Origin of the sequence: Perlabentimonas gracilis (genome assembly GCF_011174675.1) — a bacterium.
Lineage (GTDB): Bacteria > Bacteroidota > Bacteroidia > Bacteroidales > Tenuifilaceae > Perlabentimonas > Perlabentimonas gracilis.
The window spans coordinates 150,276-170,095 of record NZ_JAANIG010000004.1; the positions used below are offsets into that span (position 1 = coordinate 150,276).

General features: G+C 42.4%; 22 protein-coding genes and 1 pseudogene. 3 read left to right on the top strand and 20 right to left on the bottom strand.

The features are described from left to right. Positions 1–392: 392 nt before the first annotated feature. A complete protein-coding gene (locus G8O23_RS03320; protein WP_166361728.1) occupies positions 393–1,748 on the bottom strand; it encodes an exonuclease domain-containing protein in 1,356 nt (451 codons plus the stop codon). A gap of 602 nt (positions 1,749–2,350) precedes the next feature. On the opposite strand from G8O23_RS03320, the gene G8O23_RS03325 reads away from it, so the two are divergent. Then, a complete protein-coding gene (locus G8O23_RS03325) occupies positions 2,351–4,195 on the top strand; it encodes a methyl-accepting chemotaxis protein (RefSeq protein WP_166361730.1) in 1,845 nt (614 codons plus the stop codon). Between the two features lie 163 nt (positions 4,196–4,358). Next, on the top strand, positions 4,359–5,135 hold the full coding sequence (locus G8O23_RS03330; RefSeq protein WP_166361732.1) for a histidinol-phosphatase HisJ family protein: 777 nt from the start codon (positions 4,359–4,361) through the stop codon (positions 5,133–5,135). A gap of 14 nt (positions 5,136–5,149) precedes the next feature. Here the strand turns inward: G8O23_RS03330 and G8O23_RS03335 are convergent, their stop codons facing one another. The 19 genes and pseudogenes from G8O23_RS03335 to G8O23_RS03415 all read right to left on the bottom strand — a co-directional run bounded on the left by G8O23_RS03335 (position 5,150) and on the right by G8O23_RS03415 (position 19,151). Next, positions 5,150–5,755: a tetratricopeptide repeat protein gene (locus G8O23_RS03335; protein ID WP_166361734.1), complete on the bottom strand. Its 606-nt coding sequence runs from the start codon at positions 5,753–5,755 to the stop codon at positions 5,150–5,152. Positions 5,756–5,784: 29 nt separating this feature from the next. Then, the gene (locus G8O23_RS03340) at positions 5,785–6,591 is read right to left on the bottom strand and encodes a helix-turn-helix domain-containing protein (RefSeq protein WP_166361736.1); all 807 of its coding nucleotides are present in this window, start codon (positions 6,589–6,591) and stop codon (positions 5,785–5,787) included. A gap of 105 nt (positions 6,592–6,696) precedes the next feature. Further along, positions 6,697–7,053 carry a VOC family protein gene (locus G8O23_RS03345; RefSeq protein ID WP_166361738.1) on the bottom strand — a complete coding sequence of 119 codons (357 nt, stop codon included), beginning with the start codon at positions 7,051–7,053 and terminating at the stop codon, positions 6,697–6,699. 92 nt (positions 7,054–7,145) lie between these two features. After that, positions 7,146–7,370, bottom strand: a pseudogene (locus tag G8O23_RS17680) (DUF6544 family protein); the annotation flags it as partial. Between the two features lie 252 nt (positions 7,371–7,622). Beyond that, positions 7,623–8,087: a hypothetical protein gene (locus G8O23_RS03350; protein ID WP_166361740.1), complete on the bottom strand. Its 465-nt coding sequence runs from the start codon at positions 8,085–8,087 to the stop codon at positions 7,623–7,625. Positions 8,088–8,131: 44 nt separating this feature from the next. Continuing rightward, positions 8,132–8,779, bottom strand: a complete 648-nt coding sequence (locus G8O23_RS03355) for a phosphoribosylanthranilate isomerase (protein WP_166361742.1) — start codon at positions 8,777–8,779, stop codon at positions 8,132–8,134. A gap of 16 nt (positions 8,780–8,795) precedes the next feature. Next, positions 8,796–9,371, bottom strand: a complete 576-nt coding sequence (locus G8O23_RS03360) for a class I SAM-dependent methyltransferase (protein WP_166361744.1) — start codon at positions 9,369–9,371, stop codon at positions 8,796–8,798. 8 nt (positions 9,372–9,379) lie between these two features. Then, positions 9,380–9,928, bottom strand: coding sequence for a GyrI-like domain-containing protein (locus tag G8O23_RS03365; RefSeq protein WP_166361746.1), 549 nt, complete (start codon positions 9,926–9,928; stop codon positions 9,380–9,382). Between the two features lie 184 nt (positions 9,929–10,112). After that, positions 10,113–10,604: an isochorismatase family protein gene (locus G8O23_RS03370; protein WP_166361748.1), complete on the bottom strand. Its 492-nt coding sequence runs from the start codon at positions 10,602–10,604 to the stop codon at positions 10,113–10,115. A 12-nt stretch (positions 10,605–10,616) separates the two neighbouring features. After that, on the bottom strand, positions 10,617–11,009 hold the full coding sequence (locus tag G8O23_RS03375) for a YybH family protein (RefSeq protein ID WP_166361750.1): 393 nt from the start codon (positions 11,007–11,009) through the stop codon (positions 10,617–10,619). Positions 11,010–11,065: 56 nt separating this feature from the next. Continuing rightward, positions 11,066–13,426 carry a TonB-dependent receptor gene (locus G8O23_RS03380; protein WP_166361752.1) on the bottom strand — a complete coding sequence of 787 codons (2,361 nt, stop codon included), beginning with the start codon at positions 13,424–13,426 and terminating at the stop codon, positions 11,066–11,068. A gap of 28 nt (positions 13,427–13,454) precedes the next feature. Further along, the gene (locus G8O23_RS03385; protein WP_166361754.1) at positions 13,455–14,186 is read right to left on the bottom strand and encodes a CPBP family intramembrane glutamic endopeptidase; all 732 of its coding nucleotides are present in this window, start codon (positions 14,184–14,186) and stop codon (positions 13,455–13,457) included. Between the two features lie 2 nt (positions 14,187–14,188). After that, entirely contained in the window at positions 14,189–14,320 is a 132-nt protein-coding gene (locus G8O23_RS17525; protein WP_262888052.1) for a hypothetical protein, read from the bottom strand. A 1-nt stretch (position 14,321) separates the two neighbouring features. Next, positions 14,322–14,636 carry a YbjQ family protein gene (locus tag G8O23_RS03390; protein WP_166361756.1) on the bottom strand — a complete coding sequence of 105 codons (315 nt, stop codon included), beginning with the start codon at positions 14,634–14,636 and terminating at the stop codon, positions 14,322–14,324. Position 14,637: 1 nt separating this feature from the next. Then, complete coding sequence (locus G8O23_RS03395) at positions 14,638–15,531, bottom strand: CPBP family intramembrane glutamic endopeptidase (protein WP_166361758.1); 894 nt, start codon at positions 15,529–15,531, stop codon at positions 14,638–14,640. 15 nt (positions 15,532–15,546) lie between these two features. Next, positions 15,547–15,978 carry a DUF3795 domain-containing protein gene (locus tag G8O23_RS03400; protein ID WP_166361760.1) on the bottom strand — a complete coding sequence of 144 codons (432 nt, stop codon included), beginning with the start codon at positions 15,976–15,978 and terminating at the stop codon, positions 15,547–15,549. A 10-nt stretch (positions 15,979–15,988) separates the two neighbouring features. Then, positions 15,989–16,711, bottom strand: coding sequence for an MBL fold metallo-hydrolase (locus tag G8O23_RS03405; protein ID WP_166361762.1), 723 nt, complete (start codon positions 16,709–16,711; stop codon positions 15,989–15,991). 9 nt (positions 16,712–16,720) lie between these two features. Further along, positions 16,721–18,268, bottom strand: a complete 1,548-nt coding sequence (locus tag G8O23_RS03410; protein ID WP_166361764.1) for a hypothetical protein — start codon at positions 18,266–18,268, stop codon at positions 16,721–16,723. Position 18,269: 1 nt separating this feature from the next. Continuing rightward, the gene (locus G8O23_RS03415) at positions 18,270–19,151 is read right to left on the bottom strand and encodes a carbon-nitrogen hydrolase family protein (protein WP_166361766.1); all 882 of its coding nucleotides are present in this window, start codon (positions 19,149–19,151) and stop codon (positions 18,270–18,272) included. A 189-nt stretch (positions 19,152–19,340) separates the two neighbouring features. Here G8O23_RS03415 and G8O23_RS03420 point away from each other — a divergent pair, with 189 nt between their 5' ends. Further along, a complete protein-coding gene (locus G8O23_RS03420) occupies positions 19,341–19,610 on the top strand; it encodes a hypothetical protein (protein WP_166361768.1) in 270 nt (89 codons plus the stop codon). Positions 19,611–19,820: the final 210 nt, after the last annotated feature.

The following is a 19,820-nucleotide window of genomic DNA, read 5'->3' on the forward strand; positions in this document are numbered from 1 at the left end:
ATGGATGACAACGTTTTTGTTACTACGCATTGCTGGGGATGTTTTGGGGGAATGTTGTCGGTTGTCGTGTCTCAGCTTGTCTCCTATGCTATAGCATAGGAGATAAGCTATAGTTGACTAGATAAGTCAGCCGTTTATTGACTGAATGAAGAGATCTGTCATAGCGGATTCTTTAAAGCCTAACAATGAAAGTTAACCTGCCCATTGCAGGGAGTTTCGCACCCAGTTTTCTTCTATAGAAAGTCGTTACGATTACCTTCAATTATACAAACATATATGACGCTGACAGGTTTTTCAAACGCTGTCAGGTCATTTTGCATCTCGCAATGTACAACCACCCCTCGTAATACTTCGTTTCAAAAAAAATCAAAAAAGTGGTGGCTGAATATCATTTAAAAGTCTACTACCTTTACACCCGCCTTCGCCATATACCCTCTAACCGACATCACCGCCTCGCGATGGTTTCCACAGGGCGTTAAGGTTTCTTTCAGCAAATCGATAGAATTATCGATATACTCGGGATTAAAATAACCAAATCCCTCAATCTTGCCGTTCATCACCTTAATAAATGAGCGCTCATCGGGGTGTCGTCCGTCGTCTACCATAATAAAGCTTCGGCTGCCGAGGCTTTGGCTATCCAATGCTTGCTGCACTCTAAGATTATAGTCATGCGGCAACTCCAGCCCAATGCAGGCGCCATGACACTGGCCAATTTGATGATGAAAACAGGCATTAGCCGACTTGTATAACCCGCATAGCTTCTGACAAAGTGAGTAATCGTCAACTATTCTGTAAAGGTATGCTTGTGCTTCGGCTTGGTTATCGAAGCTAGCAATTGGAATCTCATCATCGTTTGAGATAGTTTCGATACTTAGGTTGATATATCCCTTTGCATCGGTCTTCTGAAAAACACCCATCTGGGAGTTCCTGCGCCTACCACGTTTGTTGTACTTGGGTAGGTGCTCCTTAATGGCATCGGCCTCCATTAGCAGGGCAATAAGTTCGCTACCAGTTAGTTCGTATCCTATATCAGAAATCTGCGATAGCATTTCGGTAGCTCGCTTGGTTTTGGGCCGGGCCGTATGATCGAGTACCCGTTTGCGTATATTTACGCTCTTGCCTATGTAGATAATAACCCCATCGGCATCGTAAAGGTAGTAAACACCTGTTGCTTCGGGCAAATCGGCAATGGTTTTAGGGTTAAGATTAGGAGCCAGTGAGGATAAAATATCCTGCCCCTCGGTGGCCAAGTTGGGTGAGACCTGCAGTAACTCCTGAAAAAGTTTTACAGTTGCCAGAGCGTCGCCAGCCGCACGATGCCTTCCGTTTATAGATATTCCCAGATTATCGCAGATATTACCAAGGCTATACGACGGGTAGCCTGGCAAATGCTTGCGCGAAAGCCTCACGGTGCAAAGGGTAGGACGATTATAGTCGAACCCCAACCGTTTAAACTCCGTTTGGATAAATTTATAATCGAACGTAACATTATGCGCTACAAAGGTGGCTCCATCGGTAATCTCCACAACTCTGCGAGCCACCTCGTAGAAACGGGGCGCATTGGCTACCATCTCGTTGCTAATGCCCGTTAGGCGGGTTATATTTGGTGGGATGTAACACTCGGGGTTGATAAGAGTAGTGTACTCATCTACAATCTTTTTCCCATCGAAAAGGAAGATGGCAATTTCGGTAATTCGGCTGCTTACAGGGCTTCCGCCTGTGGTTTCAATATCTACAATGGCAAACACTAGAAGATGTATTAATTGTTGAATGGCTTTAACCCAAGGGCAAAAGTGTAATTACATTTTTGTGTAAAGATAGTGAAAATTACGGGGTTCGGTTAATCTCTGGTATGAATCGATAAAGCGCAGCAATTTGTGTGAACTATCATTGAATGCGAAAAAATTACAAAATGAATTGTCGCTTTTAACTACTACATTAAAAAAAAATCGATCTGTCAGATACTGGCATTCGGGTTGGCCATCTTTTGTTAGCACGGGCATAACCTTTTGCTAATGCTGCACATTCCAACTTTACGTAAAATCTTTACAATGGGCAGCACTGCTCTTGGCTCATGGTGTAGAACTTGCCTCTCGATGGGGGCTATACCGTTAATTGGATTCATCTAAAAAAAATTTACGATTACTATCCAAACCAGTATTTTGCTGCTTATCAAATCCAACCGGCAGTGCAGAAAATTTTAGGAATCATAAACCTAACAGATAATTATAAAAGAAACTATTTGTAGAGATGCTTTGTAAATTTTCCGTTTGGTACATTTAGATTTAGTTACTACTTTTATAACTAAAGCAAATAGGTAATAACCCGAAGTAAACCCAAAATGAACCTCTTGAAACTAAAAATCAGAACCAAGCTAACCCTAATATTTGGTTCGTTATCAACCATTGCTCTGCTTGCTGCTGGCGCTACATTTCTTAGCTTCAACCAAATCAATGGCATTAGAGCAAAAATTTTAGACCTACATATAGCCGACAAGGCACGGATATCGGCCGACAATAACTTCTTAATCTTTATGCGTAACCCAGATTACGAAACGCTGGGGCGGCTTGAGAAAAGTATACAGGAAGTGGATCAAGTCCTCAATGATTTTAGAGAAAACCCGCTGCAAAGTTCCAACGTGCCCATCATTAACGAGATGCTCAGGGAGGTTACGGAATACAAAACCTCAACAGCTAAGCTCAACGAGATAAACCAAAAACGTGCAAGAATTCTTGGGGAGGCCAATGGCATTACCGACCAAATAATTGCCTCCCACCCCAACTACAGCGCACAGGCATATCGGGTTCGGTTTTTAGGGCAACGATTCATTGCCACTGGCAACAAGTCCGACTATGATATATGGGAGCGTGCTGCTAATCAGTTTCAGGCGGAGGCATCTGACGGAGAACTAAGTCAACAGGTAGGCCGTTACATTGCCCTTGGCAAAGAATGCTGGGGTGCAATTGGCGAAACACAAGCGATTTACATTGGCATAAACCAGGTGGCAACAAACCTGAAAGCTAATTTAGATAGGATTATTGAAAGCAGTACGGTGGTTTTCAACAAGCAGCGTGGCCGGAACATAATCTTTATTATCACCATTCTATTTATTCTTATTGTAGGAACTGCTGGTGTATCGGTTGTGTTTAGCAAAAACCTATCGAGCAGCATTAAGCGGGGGGTAAAGTTTGCCGAAATCATTGCTTCGGGCGACTTAACGGTAAAACTCGATAACGACCTTCTTGTAAAGCATGATGAGATAGGCGATTTGGCCCGTAGCCTGAACAACATGGGCGATGTGCTTAAGGAAATTACCGACAGCATTGTACAGGGATCGGAAAGCATTGCCGAGGCCAGCGTTCTGTTCAACACCAGTAGCCAGCAAATATCGCAAAGAGCCAACGATCAGGCCTCCTCCACTGAGGAGATCTCATCGAGCATGGAGGAGATGGCGGCCAATATCGACCAAACATCGGAAAACTCGCGACGCGCCGAGAAGGTGGCCGTTGATACCGAGAGCGGGGTTGTGAGCGGGGTAACTGCTGCTACCGAAGCGCTTCAACTTGTTAATCAGATTAGCGAGAAAATTGGAATTATTCAGGATATTTCGTTTCAAACCAACATACTTGCCCTAAACGCAGCTGTTGAAGCGGCAAGAGCTGGCGAGCATGGCAAAGGCTTTGCTGTAGTTGCTGCAGAGGTTCGCAAGCTGGCTGAACGCTCGGCAGCCTCGGCACAGGATATAGAGGCTATGGCGAACAAACTCAGAAACGCCTCTGATCAGGCGAATGAGAAACTCAAAGCGGTTATCCCAAAGGTGAAAGAAAACCTTACCCTTATCCAAGAAATTACATCCTCCAGCATGGAGCAAACCTCCGGCGCCGAGCAGGTTAACAACGCCATACAGAACCTCAACAAAACGGTACAGGAGAATGCCTCTATGAGCGAAGAGCTGGCCTCGAGCGCACAGGAAGTGAAGAGCCAATCCGACAAGCTGGCCGAGGCCATATCGTTCTTTAAAATCGCTGAAACTGTAAACTTTAAAAGAAAAGGCTACGAAAAGCCAAAAGCACCTGTATTGCCTAAAAAGATAAATCTACCTAAAACCCCAGCAAACCAAAGTAATGGTGATGGGGGGTTTAAATTTGTGATGGACAAGGAGGAAAAGGACGGTGGTGGCTACACAACCTTTTAACAAATAGGGATAACTCCAACGGGTTGGTTTAAGGTCAATTTATTCCTTAACATAACGATATTAGACAATTAATTACGAGTAACCTCAATACGGGGTTGGCGCATACTAACCTCCACTTTAAAACTATTTGGAGATAGAGTTGTTTACCAATTAAAATCAGGATATGCTCCTCGATTACCATATGCACACCTACCTCTCCGATGGGCGCGACACGCACGAGCAAATGGTGGCGTCTGCAGCCTTTAAGGGAATTAGTGAGATTGGATTTACAGACCATATCAGCCTAAAACCGGTAGGCTGGGCCTTGCCCATTGAGCGTATTGATGAGATGATTGCCCGGGTTAAGGATGTGCAGACTGGCGACACGCAGGGAGTAAAAGTAAAGTTTGGCGTGGAAATGGACTACTTCTTCGGAATGGAGAAGCAGATACAGGAAATACTATCTAAGCTACCCATCGACTACGTAATTGGTTCCGTCCATTTTATCGATGAATGGAATTTCGATACTGATGTTAAGGAGTACGACACCATTGATATCAACCGCTTTTACCGCCAGTACTTTAAGGCTGTGCAGCAGTCGGCCAAGTCGAAGTTATTCGATATTATTGGCCATTGCGACCTAGCCAAAAAGTTTGCCTACTACCCCACCTTTCCCCTAGACGACCTTTACGACGAAGCCGCCCAAACCTTTAAAAAGGCCGATGTGGTGGTGGAGATAAACACCAGCGGCCGCATTAAGCCCTGCGAAGAGTTTTACCCCTCGGCGCAGTTCCTTGAGCGACTTGCCCACTACAAAGTTCCCATAACCCTTGGCTCCGATGCCCACGTGGAGCAGAATGTTGGCCAATTCTTCGCTGATGCCATTGCCGAAATTAAGGCGCTTGGTTATAAGGAGATCGCCCGTTTCACAAATCGTAAAAGGGAGATGGTGAGGATATAAACAGAAAAATCAAACTACTTACAGAATTCCATTAGCATTTTGGCAGCATCGTCAAATCCCAAATTCGCTGTCTTTTCCCAATCGCTACAGGCCTTTACCATATCGCCAACAGTTGCATAGGCTATGCCCCTATTAAAATAGGCTCGCGATATTTTAGGGTTTAATTCGATGGCCATAGTGTAATCGGCAATGGCATAGTTTAGGCTATCAAGCGAATGGTAGGCAAGTCCGCGCTCATAGTATGCTCTTGCATAGGTAGGTTCTAACTCTATAGATTTTGAATAGTCATCAATTGCAGCGGCTAAGTTGCCAAGAGTTTGCCAAGCAGTTCCCCGCTCAAAGTATGCTCGAGAGAAATGAGGCTGCAGCTCAATGGCTTTGTTAAAATCTGCAATGGCTTTTTCGTGCTCCTCTAGCTCGGCATAGGAGTTAGCCCTGTTGTAGTATGCATTAACATTAGTTGAATCACCCCCTATGGCTTTGCTAAAGCCTTTAACTGCACGAGGGTAATCACGACGAGAGAAAGCGTCCACAGCTTCAATAAAGTCTTTATCAATTGTCTGTGCATTAAGGGCTGTAACGAGTGATGCAAAAAACAGGATAATCCAAAACTTTTTCATTTTTATGGCAAAGTCATTTTACTACAATTCTATCCATCAAAAAAATCGGAGTAGGAGTCGTAATTACCAAAGTACTGCTTGGGTGTATATCCGGTTTGCTGCTTGAACTCGTTAATAAAATGCGACTGGTCGTAGTAACCACAATCGTAGGCCAGTTGGGTTAGGCTCTTGTCCTTATCTTTACTCTTTAAATGCAAAGAGTGTTGCAACCTCACCGTTTTTAGGTATTGCTTGGGCGTTGAACCGATATGCTTTGTAAAAACCCTTTCGAACTGCTTACGGCTAAGGCATGCTTCACTCGAAAGAGAATCAACACCAATTAATCCTTTTGAGGATTTGATGGTGTTAACAATATGTCTTACACGCTGAAATTCAAAATTTGCGTAATTCTTTGCCAAAAGAGTAGTGAAATGAGAATTCACAATTTCAGCCCTTTGCTCAAATGTTTCAGCGTCTTGCAATCTGGGGAAAAGCTCCTTTTCGAGAACCCGGTCAATGTATTTTAGCGGGATACTCTGGTTATACGCTTCGTTCATCGGAATATTAAAGAACTTCATTAGTCCCTGGGGCTGAAATGCAATTGAGAAAAGTGATATTTGGTTTGCTATCTGAATATCAAAAAATTCCTTCTGATGGCCATTAAGCACAACGTTCTCGTTAAAGCTTTTTCTTGAGTCAAGAACAAGGGGTCTTTCTCCAAAGTAGAACATCAGCTCGGATAAACCGCAAGGGATAATGCGGTGAACATACTGCTCTCCTTTTGGCAATACATTCTCGATACCCCAATACTGCTTAATGTAGGGTTCGAGAATTGACGCTGGTTTTGAAGTGCTCATTGCCATTGGGCAAAATTAATGGTTTTTAAAGGATTAGCCAACAAAGGTGTGGGTAGCAAAAGCGCAAGGCGCTTAAAAGGCCTTGCACTTTCTTGCATTGAGATTTTACTTTCCGTAAAGCCCAATCCTATTCCCTTCGGAATCGAGGCAAGTTGCAAAGTAATCGCGCCCCTCGGCCTCAATTTTGGTTTTGGGGATTATGGTTTTACCTCCATTCTTTTCAACCCGTGCCAGTGTCTCATCAATGCTGTCGGGTGCGTTAAAGCTAACCAATGTTCCATTCTCCGATGGTTTAAAATCAGGTGCGAACGATATTGCCCCCTCACCCGTTGGGAAACAGACCATTTTTTCCGCTTCAAAATCCTGTTTCTGAAGGTCTAACTTGAATACCGAGTTGTAAAAATCCACTGCCCTGTCGAAATTTGCCGCGGGTATCTCTACCCATGAGATTAATTTTTCCATTTTTGTTTTTTTTTGATTTAACAAATAATTGACACGGCAAAAGTATTCCGAGCGAAGTTGGTAAAATTGGAAAAAAGAGACATCTTTAAACACTATAAACTGTCGATATTGTATTTTATCTTCGTAATTTCAATCTGGCACCAAGTCCAGTCCCCTTCCTCAAGTTTCCATGTGGCACGGCATTTTGAGGGGATCCTAACACCGTCAAACTCGGCATACTCATCTAAATCTATCACCCAATCATAGCACTTGGCATCGGGGGCGTTGCCGTTGTAGCGCAGCGCGCAATATTTTACAAAATCGCCCTGCTGATTAAAGGAGAAGGTGCCCTAACCTGTTGTACTCTGGTTTGTCTTAGTTGTTTTACAACTAGCGATTTAATCTGATCTCAAGGTAGAAAACTAATTCTCGCCCAAAACCTAAAGCGAGTATTAAGCATAGCAATACCTGCACCCATTTTTGCAGCCCCTGTAAATATTGAGATCCCATCCGTATGGGATTTTTCGCTTCAGCTTATTGAGGGCCGTTTTGCAATTGATTTTTTCAATATTAATGTCCATCATTTTTGATTATATGCAATAGACTAATAACCCCATAACGACCGAATAAACAATAGCCATTACCAAACCCTTAGCCCCCGATTTTAGATGATACATTTTGTCTTTATAGTCGTGCTTGGTTGTTCCTTCAATAATCATTGGCTTTGGCGTTATCCCGCAAAAGATAAGTAGGTCGAGAATTAGCGTGTCCCATATGGCAAACCCAGCAGTAAAGGCAAATAAGCTGAGCAAAATATGATGAAGCTGATTGTACATTAGTGCCGTAATAGCAATGGGATAAAAAAAGAATACTAGCCCCAAAGGAACTCCCAGTATAACAAACCATCTTCTCTCCTCTGGAGTTTTTCCATTTACCTTAGCCCTAACCGCAGGGGGCATCCGATGTAGCCAAATTCGAGGTTTAAGCAATAAGGAGACATAGATGAAAACGGATAGGGTTATTAAGTAAATTAGAATATGAAAGATCAAACTCATTTCAATACATTTACAGACTAGGTAAGTGAATACAATTTACTTCCTTATCCTATTGTTTCAAAAAACTCTCTTAGCTTATTTTCATCCAAAGCCCCGTTAGTCCTTACGCTGCTGCATAGATCAACGCCAAAGGGCTTTACCACCTCGATTGCCTTGTTTACATTATCCTTACAAATTCCACCCGCCAGAAAAACCGGAATACTAACCGACTCGCAGATTTTCTTGCTTAGGTTCCAATCATGTGCCCTACCGGTGCCACCCAACTCTTTGATTGGTAGATTTGGATTCCCACTATCCAAGAGTAGGGCATCCACATACTCGGAAATTTCTATGGCCTCGGCAACCGACTCCTCGTCGATAACGTGGATAACCTGAACCAACTTTACGTGAGGTAGCGCAGTTCGTATTTTTTCATACTCTTGGTGGTCAACATTATCAACCATTTGGATGGTAGAGGTGTGAACTCGTTGGTAATGCGCAATTACATCGTTGGCGTTGGTCTCGCTGGTTAACAGAAAGGTTGATATGGGCGGTGGAACGGTCTCAACAATCTTTCTTATCAAATTATCATCAATTACGCCAGGCCCGCTGGGCATTTTACCCACCAGCCCCAAGGCCGAGGCACCATACTTTATGGCCAGGTTAGCCTCCTCAATGCTGCTTATGCAGCAAATTTTTACTCTAACGTCCATCTCTTCTATTATAATTTCAAATAATATTGATTCGTTTTTTAAAATTAACCGTAAAATTCCTTCGGCTTCCATATACTCGACAAAACGAAAAGTTGTGCCTTTCTGCTAATTTTCTTATTTGCTCTGCTGTCATTTTATCCGGATCACCAGCCTGCTCCGACACAGAGAGAATGCCGCTGGGCTTTAGCATCCTGTAAAACTCCTGTATATATTCATCTTGGTTCTCCACCTCCCCAAGAACGGTAACCATAAAGATTCTATCGAAGGATTCATCGTCAAAAGCGAAGTTTTTGCCATTGCACAGATAAAAATCTACATTGGTTAACTTTCTCCTTTCAATCCTCTTCTTGGCATAATCAAGCATCTCCTGTTGGATGTCGGCAAGGACAAGCTTCCCTTTTTTTAATATTTTGGCTACGGGAACGCTGAAGAAACCAGGGCCAGGGCCCAACTCCAAAACGGTATGGTTCTCTTCCAGCTCCATTCGCTCAATTAGCTGCTTGGGCGAAATAAATATTTTGCGCAATGGGAACAGAAGGGTAAACGCCCATTGGTTAGGGAAGATGCCTTTGGATGTTAAGCTTTTCTCCATAACTTACTTTATAACTCTTTCCTGTAAATAATCTTCTTCCCCGGCGTATCGTAAATCTCCATAATTGCACCCTCCTCATCGTATCCTTTCACCTTTACAAATTTGTTTAGCGCAGGGTAAACCTTCATAATACCAGATATTACAGAGAGTTTTCCCTTGTAGGGGAATTCTGCAACAATGTACTTACCCTTGGGGTAGGTTTTGATTTTGAAGTTGCCCTTCAGCTCGCTTAGCCGATGAATATCCGATTCCTCGAGAATGCATCCAAGCTCAGAGCGCAGCTTGCTGGTTTCCACTTTTTGCGGATTGTCGAAGTAGATACCAAAACCCTTAAAGGTTTCGATTTTGTAATCGTTTAGCAGCGAGTAGTAAACCCTATCCATAACCACCCCGCTTTGGCGGTAATCGCCTGTCATCTCTTCGTAAACAAGGGTTTCGCCACCCTGCTCAACCACGCTAAACTGGATGCTTTTAAAAGCACCCCAGTAGGCTGCAAAGCCTAAAACAATTGCAACTATTGCTGCAACAACAATGATGATGATTTGAAAAGTTTTCATAATGGATATAATTTGAGTTTTTATTGATTGTTATGTGGTTAAATACTACTATACAAATCGATTTCACGGTGCAGTTTGGCTTGTCTGTTATCTGGTGACTTAGGCAAGATAAAAGGTACAGAATATTTCGTACCTAACGGCACGGTGTTATTATTTTACGTTTATGTTTACCCATATTATGTCCCTAACGGGACAGCAAATCAAATATTTTCACGCCCATCGAGGTGAGCTCATTCTCTGTTTTATTAACCAGCTCCTCGGCATTCTTTGCCCAGTTAGAATGCCCATTTTTTAGAATTGAAACGCAGAAACCATTCTTCACTCCACCTAGGCAGGTGAACTTTACGCAGTGCTGCGTTGAGAGGCCACAAACCAAAATTTCATCAACGTTTTTTGATGACAATATACTATCAAGATCGGTATTCGTAAACGCATTCCCGTGATTTTTCTGGAGAACGATTCCTTGGGAACATATTATTGCCCGGTCATCAATTTCCCAATCGGTGGTGTTGGGAATTAGCATCTTGTTAATATGCTGAATGTAAATAATGGGCAAACCGTTGCTGCTGTATTGCTTAATGGCAGAATTTACTGTTCTGAAGAACAGATCGGTATTGTAAAAACCTTTACGTTTTGTTAGCCCTTTTTGTATATCAACTACCAGTAATGCTTTCATTGTCTATTTGTTTTAAAGCGCTTCAACAGCTTTTGTTAACGACCAATGCGTTTGTATTATCCTCCACTTATTATCTTTCGCAAGTTGATAAACCTCGGTGCAGTTCCACTTTATAACCTTGTTCTCAATGTATGATTCTAAATTATAGGTTAGTACGGCCATCCTATCGAGGCTTTGTACTTTGGGGTTTAGCATCTTGTATCTATCAACAAATATTTTCCCTCTTATGCTTTCGTACAATGCCGTTAGGTTTTTCAACCCGTCAATTCGTAGCTCTGTCATCGGGTCGAAGTAAACAACGTCCTCATCTGAGATATCGAGGAATCCGCTGGGATCGCCATTGTTCCATCGTTCAAGGGCAGCTACCTCCATTTTAATTATAACCTCTGCAATTTCACTCATCATCAATTTTTTATTTGTCAGACAATTTAAACCTTAACCATTTTAATTAGTATGATTTACTAAAACTCTATTTTGTAGCTAATAAAGGGCACTGGACTAGTAAAAAAATCGTCCTCAACCTCTTGGGTTTGTAAATTATACTTCTTTCCCAAGTACTGCCTACCAATAATATTCTTTACCTGTAAGGCAAACACCGAGGATGCCCCCAGGTGGTTGATGCGATAAGTAAGCGTTAAATCGGATATGGTTTCGAGATTTGAATGCCGATACGTGAATGGCATTTGCTCGTTGTAAACAATATCTCCTCTTAGCTTTGTTTCATCAATATCAACGGGTTGGTGCCAGTAGGGACCAAAAAAAGCTACTTTGGCATTTATGCCCAGCAGATTTCTTTTTTTGATTGTCCATTCCTTACCTCCAACAAGATTAATCACATACCCACCGCTATAGCGCGATTTGCTCTTAACACCATCACCATCGGTGTACTGCGATTTGTATAGCGATGAGGTGATAAGGTAGTAGTACCCATCCTTTAGGAATCGCTCAAGGGTTAAGTCAATCCCAATATTTTCACCTGTACCTTTATTTACTAGCACCTTATCGAAGGTCCAATCGCTCATAAAGTTTATCATCGAATATATTTCCCCATCAACAACCGGAACATTGTACAGGTACTGGTAGTATGGCTCAACCTTAATGCGAAGATGCTGAGTTGGAGAAAAATCGTAACCCAGCACAAAATGGTGCGCCCCCATTCTTTTCAGGTTCATATTGGGGAAGTACGATTCGCCCGTTTGGGCATTGGTTTTCGATACGAAGTAAACGAATAGTGGCTCTATCTGACTGTGGTTGCCGTATCCAACGGATAGGCGATTTTGCGGGTTTGCCTGCCAGCTGGCAGATAGGCGCGGTTCAACCCGCAGCTCATTATTCAGTTCAAACCACGACACGTTTGCCCCGGCGTTGCAGTAGAAGTTTTGAGTTACCGAATACTTTGCCTGAGCAAATGCCTTTACAACCGCACCTGTTCCATCACCACTTAAAAAGTTTCCGTAATCGCCAGTTTGGAAATCTCTTGAATCGCCATTTAGTGAGTAGTAGTGCAGGTTGACATCAATGCCAGTTTTAAAACTTAATCGGGATGATGAGGCTGTGGATACCGTTGAGTTTAGGGTAGCCATCCCCTCGGTACTCTCAACATAAAACAGAGGATGCAAGACAGAGGGAGTATCCTCAAATAGCCTGGCCTCCTCTTTGTACTTATGTTGCCCTGAATTTAAGGCGATGGTTGTTCTTAGGTGTGCTTTTGAGTTTATGCCTTGGGTATGGGTAATCCCTGCAACGCCCATACTGTAGTTGAACTTCATTTTCACCCTGTTTTCGGGGTATATCCACTCATCAACCTCGTTGTAGCCCTTCATGCTGCTTTCGCTTAGCCCACCAACACCCCAAATGGAGAATTGACCAGCCTTTGCCGTTGGCAAATGTATTTTGAATGATAAATCCTGATAAATTGGCAGCTCATTGGCTCCCTTCACCTCGGGCAGAAGAGGGAAGATTAGCGCCATGGTTGAGTAGCGATAGTTGATGAGGAATGAGCTGCCGTGATTCTTTTTAAATGGCCCCTCGGCAGCGGCTTCAATTCCCTGAATACCAACTTGGAAAGCGTACTCGTACCTCTGGCTATTGCCATTCCGTAGCCTCATCTCGAAAACACCGGCCGATGCGTTTCCAAACTCGGCGGGGAAAGCGCCGGTGTAGAAATCGGAGTTGGCCAAAAGCTGGCTGCTAAATATTGTTAATCCACCGCCACCCGCAATATTTGATCCTGAAAAATGGCTTGGCACAGGAATATCGACCCCTTCCAACCTCCAAAGCAATCCCTTTGGTGCATTACCCCTTACCACAATGGCATTTTGGTGAGCGGCAACAGGAGTAACCCCAGCGAAGTTACCGGCCATTCTACCCGGATCGTCGAGCGCACCAGCGTAACGCCTTGCCTCCTCAACCGAGAATGTGCGGGCGCTAACGGTTGCCATGCTGTTTATGGGCTTATCCTTGCGTATGGTTGCCTTTACCACTACGCCCTCAAGCTCCGATACCGATTGCTCCAATGCAACATCGAGCACAACCTCTCTACCAGATCCAACAAGCAGTTCGGGTATTATTAGTGGTTCGTACCCCATAAAGCTAACCTGTAGGTTATAGCGACCCACCTCAACCTTCTCTAGTAGAAATTTGCCATCCAAATCGGAAGTAACCCCTATGTTTTCATTAATAAGTATAATATTTGCCCCGGGAAGTGTTTCCTTGGTTACAGCATCGTAAATCACCCCTCGAATGGTTTGGGTGGGTTTTTGGGCGAAACAATTCGTGAAAATGCTAAAAGCAAGTAAAGTAAAAACAACTAAGCGTTTCATAATCAGTATAAATATCTTTCATTTTATTCTATAGGTTCATAATTAATACTAAACCAATTATTAAATCAATAGAATTTATAATACAATGTGCAATAATCCCTATGTATATGTTTTCCTTTCGCTTTACCAAATAAATTAGAGGTAGCACGCCTATGGTTCGGGTAATAAATAACCAGGGTGTCCAAGTATGATATAGCGCAAAGAGTGCGCTATGTATTGGAACTACCCAACCCTTAAGATTGCTGGGCATTCTGGGCAGTAGGTATCCTCTAAAGTAAAGCTCCTCTACGGCAGGTAAAATCAACACCATGAACAAAAAGAAAAGGCTGTAAGTAATTATCAAGTTTATTCTGGAATATTCACCACCAAGACCCATATCAAGCATATATGTCGAAGGCATCCAGGTAAATAAATGCATCAAGTACTCAGATGCGAAGGCAAATATTTTAAAAGCAAGGCCAGTTAAAACAAATATTACTGCAACCCACAGGATGTACTGCCAACCTTTTAGTTTTTTGTGATATTTGACGATTCCTCCAAAAAACTTTTTACCTGATATTTTCTTCTGGTATAGAAGGAAACCCAACTCAAAAGGGAGGAGCACAACAATTCCTGCAATTATTAAGGCCATTACATTAGGAAATCCATACTCTATAACTATTGGCGCCAAGAGAAAATAGCAAAGTCCGACTAGTGCTCCAGGTAATAGATGCAGAAATATGGATTGACTTAACGAATGTTTCTCTATACTATTTCTCATAATTAATTATCTCTTTTTTCAAAGAACTCCTTGTCCTTACGCCTGCTCCTTCTTATTGCCATGTATACTATAGCGCCAAGTGCAACAATGGCAGAAAAAATTTGAATTGCAAGAATAATTTTTAGCGCATTCATACTAATGGAGCTTTACAGCAGTTCCAAATGCCAGAATTTCGGCGGCTCCACTAGTAACCATAGCTGTGGTTATTTGAATTCCCACAATGGCATCGGCGCCCAGCCTATTGGCATCGTCAACCATACGCTGCATTGCCTGTTCTCGAGCTTGTGCTTGCAACTGGGTATATTCCTCTATCTCGCCACCCACAATGTTTTTAAGTCCAGCAAGAATATCGCGACCAATATTGCGGCTACGTACAGTGCTGCCCCTGGCAATACCTAGAATCTCTGTAATTTCCCTGTTGGGAACCGAATGTGTTGTTGAAAGTATCATACTAATTAGTTTTTAGCTTGTTAGATTTATTTAAGTAGATTAATATCATTATGTTAAAAATTATCAGAACAGTAAATCCAGCTAGACCAGTTAGTCCAATAAGCAGCTCATTGCCCCCTTTTAGGAGCATAATTGCAGTGCCTCCCAGCGCATTAATTCCACCGTGAAGAATGGAAGCAGCTATTACAGAACCACTTTTCTCTCTGATTAATGTAAATATTGGAGAGAAAAGAATGCAGAACGCAATCATCATAAAAATTCCGGTTATCGGATTTTCGGGGTAATTATGCCCCATAAGTATAATTGGCGCATGCCAAATGCCCCAGATCAAGCCAATAATCAGAGACATTCTCCAGAATCCTTTGTGTTTTAAACTTTCGTAAAGAATACCTCGCCAGCCCAACTCCTCGCCAAAACCTGCAACTGCATTAATGGTTAAGGCTGCTATTAATCCTTGGATTAGGGTTATGAAAAAGGGATGCACGGGTAGCTCCATATTCCGCATCTCATCCATCTGCTCAGGGGTGAGCAGGCCCTCAAAACGATCGAACATTCCCTCCATTCCGAGGCTAAAGCTAACGCTTGGGAATAGCAGTCCAACACCCATTGTGGCCAAAGCAATAACCAGTGGCAGAAGCCAAGCAATTGTCCACCATCTATTCCACTTAAAGTTTACCCCAAGGCTTTTTCTAATATCCTGCTTAAAAATTAATTTCTGAACCAATAGCGCAGAAATCATTGGAGTAAACATAAAGGTTATCGTCATAATAAAGTAGGGCGTGGATGCCGTATTGGTGCTTCCACCAACCAACCAGTAAACCATGGCCATTGTCCAGCTAAGGCCAAATGTTATGGCCAGAAATAGCCCAACTTTCTTATTATCACCAATTCTCATAACTTAAAACTTCGATTAATTAACTTGTTCAGGCCCTTTGCCAATAACCATTCTCCCCTTAAAATATGAGAGTTTGATTTTCCCCGATTGGCCAATAAAACTTTCCAATCCATCGCGTTTAATGGTGCAAAGGTTGAATACCTTTAGATTGTGGGGTAAGGTATTTGCCCTATCGGCTGCTGGTGCAAGCATATTACAGGGAAAATCTTTGCAATCGGAGCAAAAGTCAACACCTTTTGATTTTGTGCATGAAAAGGTTGCACAATCAGTTGGCATTATTGGGCATTTCCCATCTATGTTTCTGCAACCGTCGCAGGGTAATATATTCTTGGGGATTCCTTTTGAAACGAGGCATTCTAAAATTTGCTCGTTATGCTTACTTAAGTAAAATTCGCAGGTTCCGCAGTCGATTCCGCAGGGAGCCACTAGTTTTTCTCGTTCTTTCATATTCTAAGTTTTATTCTGCTTTCAGGGGTTCTAAATTGAATCTATTCATTTCGCGATATATCAACCCTTTCTCAAAATTTTTACCGTGCCCGGGTAGGAATAATCGGCATCCAGTTGCGTAAAGTTTCTTCCAGGATTCAAACATCTTACGTTTATCGTCAGCAAAAGGAGGCAAGATGGAATTTCTAAAAATTCCAAACATTGCATCACCCACTACAGCTATCTCATTGTCTACAATTAGGCTTATTGAACCAGCCGAGTGCCCTGGAGTGCTTAAAACTTTCAGGTTCAAATCAAAATCGTTAAAGGCATACTCATCTTCCACCTCAATATCAATGGGGAACAGTGGATAGCCCAAAAAACTAGAGCCAATTGGGCTACCAATTTTTGATATGAGTCTCGAATACGCCCAAGTTCCCTTGGGGATAGGTGTATAACCTTTCTTAGCGAATTCCGACTCGTACCTACTTGCAAGAATTATGCTGCCATGATCGCGCCTGAGGCGTGAGGCATTCTGACAATGATCGAAATGCGTATGGGTTAGCACAATCATATCAATATGCTCGCTATAAGTTATAATCGAATTGATGTTTTTAATTAAGCGATTATAGTATGGAGAAGTGCCAGTGTCGACAAGGATGTTCCTGCCCCCGTAGGAAACGAGGTAAGCATTACTCCTTCCGGTAACTACACGGAAAATATGGTAACCATTTTTTGTCCGCCACTTCTTCATCTCTGCATTCTATTTATCAATCGATCTTAAAACAGAAAGGATATGATTCCTTAGCTCGCTTGAATTGATAGCACCCGTTACATGACCACATTCAATTGTTTTTAATGGATAACCGTTGTAACTCTCTTTTTGAATATCGTACTCAATAAACTGATCGTACTTTGATAGTAAAGGGAATAGGTTCTGGGTGTCCCTCCTATTAAAATCATCATCAAAATTGAGCACTCTCCTTATTTCTTGAGGGTTGTGCAATGCAATATCCGATGCCATTTTGCGGTATTTACTCTTAATAAATAGCTCTCCAAGATACGTTCCTGCCATTAGTGGGGCGTATGCTGTTGAGGTATTGTATATTGCACGGTGTATGTTTGTTACCCAACCACCTAAACTAATGCCAGTAATAATTACTGGAGCAGTTGAATTCTTTCTAATTTCCTTGACTAGTTCTTCGTTAAGTTTTACAGATGTAGCAATCATAGCCGTGAAGTTGCTAAGGTCAACCATAGTGTCCTGATATTGCTTAAGCGAACTATTATGAAATGGCGCCCTTACAACTATTAAATTGGCCTCGATGGTATCCTTGGTATTTATAAAGATATTGTAGAAAGTGTTTTTTGCCGATTTTTTAAACTCGAAGGGGCGCTCGTTGTTACCATGGTTGTAGATAATGGTTGGGAAATCGGGACCTTTCCATTGAGCTACACAGAACGCTGGATCGAGATCGCCCGCCTTGGTTCTAGCGCGCACTTCGTAAACGCCCTCGCCAGCAATTTTGGGAAACTCAAGCTCTACTGCTGCAACCTGCTCCTCGAAGGTTGGGCTTTGTATACTATTGGCAAAAAACTTCTTCTTACCAGCTACCATAGCACCAACCGATGCTGTTAGATTATCGAAAAAAATATGCTTGTTCATAGCTTTACTCTTTTTATGTTTGTATGAAATAGTTAATGAAATGGTAGGAATCACAGGAATAAACTCGGGCCATGGCGAGAACATCCAGGCTGCATTGCCCTTTGTTTGCTCAAGGCTAGACCAGGAATATACCGCTAGGGTTTGGTTAATTCGTAAGTCTAGCAGAAATCGTTTAGCCGAAAAGGTATATCCAGCACCGATGTATGGTGAAATATTGTGGAAGTGAATATCGGTTTGTCTATTGTAAAAATCCCAATACTTGGCAAAGCCGCCAATGTACCAGCCCATTTTACTATTGTTGATTTTGCCCTTATGAAAGTAATAATTTGTGCCCAAATGAAACTGCCCCACAAATGCCACCTGATGGATGTTTGATAACGAAAGCCTTCCCTCAATATTCTGATTGGGACGAAAAAAGTAGCCTCCCACAACATTTGCTCCATACTCGTTGCCTGCGGCTATGGGGAGAAAACGTTTTGCCTCATCCTTTATCGAAAACCCTAGGGGAATGGCCACTGGGTTAGTTCCAATATACCATGCTGTGCCATAATCAGTTTTGTTTTGAGCATAAGCATTATTGTTCTTAACACCAATAGTAAGTATGACCGTGGCTAATACTATAAATATTATGTTTGTGTATTTCATGCTAGTTCACTCCTATTCTGTAATAGTAAAACCCTTCCATCTGGCTATCGCCAACACGAATTGTTCCAGCTGGATCGGCAATAAACGTTGTGCCGCTATACTTTCGGTTGAGTTCAGTTCCGTAACGGTTGGCAAAAACCTCCCAGGCATTGAACTGACGGCTTACTGCATCGATTTTAAACATAGAAACTTCCGATGCCATGGGGTGAAGAATTACCTCTGCCTTGCGATCGGTGAGCTGCTTGGTAAGCCAGAACCCATTCACATCGGCACAGATAATCATCCCAATTTTTATGTTGTTAATGGTAACAAGCGTAACGCTCGAATCGACCTTAGCGGCTGGTGTTATTCCGCTTAAAATATCCTCGGGAGTAATATTTACCTTACGGTGTATTGCCATTATCTCACCGTTAGGATCAATTAGTACAAATGAGTTGTAATGGTTTCCGGTATTAAGTTCGGTTAACCCCAGCCCTATGTAACATCCTAGTTCTTTTGCTGTTTTGGCAATGCTGTCGGTGGCTGGGCCAGGTATAGTTTCGGCTATGCTACGCTGATAGGGCTCGGGGTTATCATCGTCGATATACCAGCCTAGAACCGATTCGCTAAACAGAATTAGCTCAGCATTGGGGTGTTGCTCTTTGGCCTCAGTGGCCTTTTGCCGAACTGTACTAATGTTTTCCGATTTATCTTTTGAGCAAATCATACTTACTGCCACCACATTCAAATGCCTTGAGGCATTGCTGTCGTCGTATTGTAGGGGTGCACCCGACAGGTCGAAAAGGCTTTGCACAATGGTATCGTCCTTTTGGCAGGAGTACAATAGAGCAATCGTTAGAAAGATGAGAAGAATAGATGTTTGCTTTCCTTTTGTGAATGGCATAATTATATTTGTTTTGCCCCTCACACTTCACATCTTATACCACAAAACGTTTGTAGTTGGAATACAATAGATTGCCCCTATATTGACTTGGATATATTTGTTCAAATTCGATCAAAAAGTGTTCATAAACGAACACCCCCTTTGGTGAACGTTGAATTTAACTTATATTTGGGGGCAAATAGTAAATCCATGGTAAACCTCCGCCGACCCAACCGCTACGACCGAAACTCAGGTTTCAACACCAAGTACATATCGCTTATTCTTGCAGCTACAATGTCTCTAGTGCTTTGGGGATATCAAAAAATTTACTCCGAGAACCCAACGCAATGGTTCCTATACATAGCCATTGGGCTTGGTGTGTTGGCTTTTGCCCTAGCTGTATTTCACATTTTTAGGATTTGGGCAAACCACCGAAAGGGGCTAAAGAAATTCAAAAATGAGCAATCGCCCAAGAGTTAACGTGCCTAAGAGTGCCTTCGATTACATTACCGAAATAAATGGTTGGTTGGCAATAGTATCGTTCTGGGTTCTTGTGTTCATACTAAATTTCAACACCCATTTACTTGTACTTGGTTTAGCCCCCTATCAATCGGACTTTTGTATAGATGGTTAAACAAACATAAACATTCTTTTCTAACTTTGCAACGGCAAGGAACAACCGACGGCGAT

What these genes read in the sequence shown, in the direction of transcription:
- G8O23_RS03340 (WP_166361736.1), bottom strand. Translation starts at nt 6,591, where the DNA reads ATGAGCACTTCAAAACCAGCGTCAATTCTCGAACCCTACATTAAGCAG.
- G8O23_RS03385 (WP_166361754.1), bottom strand. Translation starts at nt 14,186, where the DNA reads ATGAGAAATAGTATAGAGAAACATTCGTTAAGTCAATCCATATTTCTG.
- G8O23_RS03405 (WP_166361762.1), bottom strand. Translation starts at nt 16,711, where the DNA reads ATGAAGAAGTGGCGGACAAAAAATGGTTACCATATTTTCCGTGTAGTT.
- G8O23_RS03360 (WP_166361744.1), bottom strand. Translation starts at nt 9,371, where the DNA reads ATGGAGAAAAGCTTAACATCCAAAGGCATCTTCCCTAACCAATGGGCG.
- G8O23_RS17525 (WP_262888052.1), bottom strand. Translation starts at nt 14,320, where the DNA reads ATGAATGCGCTAAAAATTATTCTTGCAATTCAAATTTTTTCTGCCATT.
- G8O23_RS03395 (WP_166361758.1), bottom strand. Translation starts at nt 15,531, where the DNA reads ATGAGAATTGGTGATAATAAGAAAGTTGGGCTATTTCTGGCCATAACA.
- G8O23_RS03410 (WP_166361764.1), bottom strand. Translation starts at nt 18,268, where the DNA reads ATGAAATACACAAACATAATATTTATAGTATTAGCCACGGTCATACTT.
- G8O23_RS03380 (WP_166361752.1), bottom strand. Translation starts at nt 13,426, where the DNA reads ATGAAACGCTTAGTTGTTTTTACTTTACTTGCTTTTAGCATTTTCACG.
- G8O23_RS03400 (WP_166361760.1), bottom strand. Translation starts at nt 15,978, where the DNA reads ATGAAAGAACGAGAAAAACTAGTGGCTCCCTGCGGAATCGACTGCGGA.
- G8O23_RS03375 (WP_166361750.1), bottom strand. Translation starts at nt 11,009, where the DNA reads ATGATGAGTGAAATTGCAGAGGTTATAATTAAAATGGAGGTAGCTGCC.
- G8O23_RS03335 (WP_166361734.1), bottom strand. Translation starts at nt 5,755, where the DNA reads ATGAAAAAGTTTTGGATTATCCTGTTTTTTGCATCACTCGTTACAGCC.
- G8O23_RS03415 (WP_166361766.1), bottom strand. Translation starts at nt 19,151, where the DNA reads ATGCCATTCACAAAAGGAAAGCAAACATCTATTCTTCTCATCTTTCTA.
- G8O23_RS03345 (WP_166361738.1), bottom strand. Translation starts at nt 7,053, where the DNA reads ATGGAAAAATTAATCTCATGGGTAGAGATACCCGCGGCAAATTTCGAC.
- G8O23_RS03350 (WP_166361740.1), bottom strand. Translation starts at nt 8,087, where the DNA reads ATGAGTTTGATCTTTCATATTCTAATTTACTTAATAACCCTATCCGTT.
- G8O23_RS03420 (WP_166361768.1), top strand. Translation starts at nt 19,341, where the DNA reads ATGGTAAACCTCCGCCGACCCAACCGCTACGACCGAAACTCAGGTTTC.
- G8O23_RS03355 (WP_166361742.1), bottom strand. Translation starts at nt 8,779, where the DNA reads ATGGACGTTAGAGTAAAAATTTGCTGCATAAGCAGCATTGAGGAGGCT.
- G8O23_RS03370 (WP_166361748.1), bottom strand. Translation starts at nt 10,604, where the DNA reads ATGAAAGCATTACTGGTAGTTGATATACAAAAAGGGCTAACAAAACGT.
- G8O23_RS03365 (WP_166361746.1), bottom strand. Translation starts at nt 9,928, where the DNA reads ATGAAAACTTTTCAAATCATCATCATTGTTGTTGCAGCAATAGTTGCA.
- G8O23_RS03330 (WP_166361732.1), top strand. Translation starts at nt 4,359, where the DNA reads ATGCTCCTCGATTACCATATGCACACCTACCTCTCCGATGGGCGCGAC.
- G8O23_RS03390 (WP_166361756.1), bottom strand. Translation starts at nt 14,636, where the DNA reads ATGATACTTTCAACAACACATTCGGTTCCCAACAGGGAAATTACAGAG.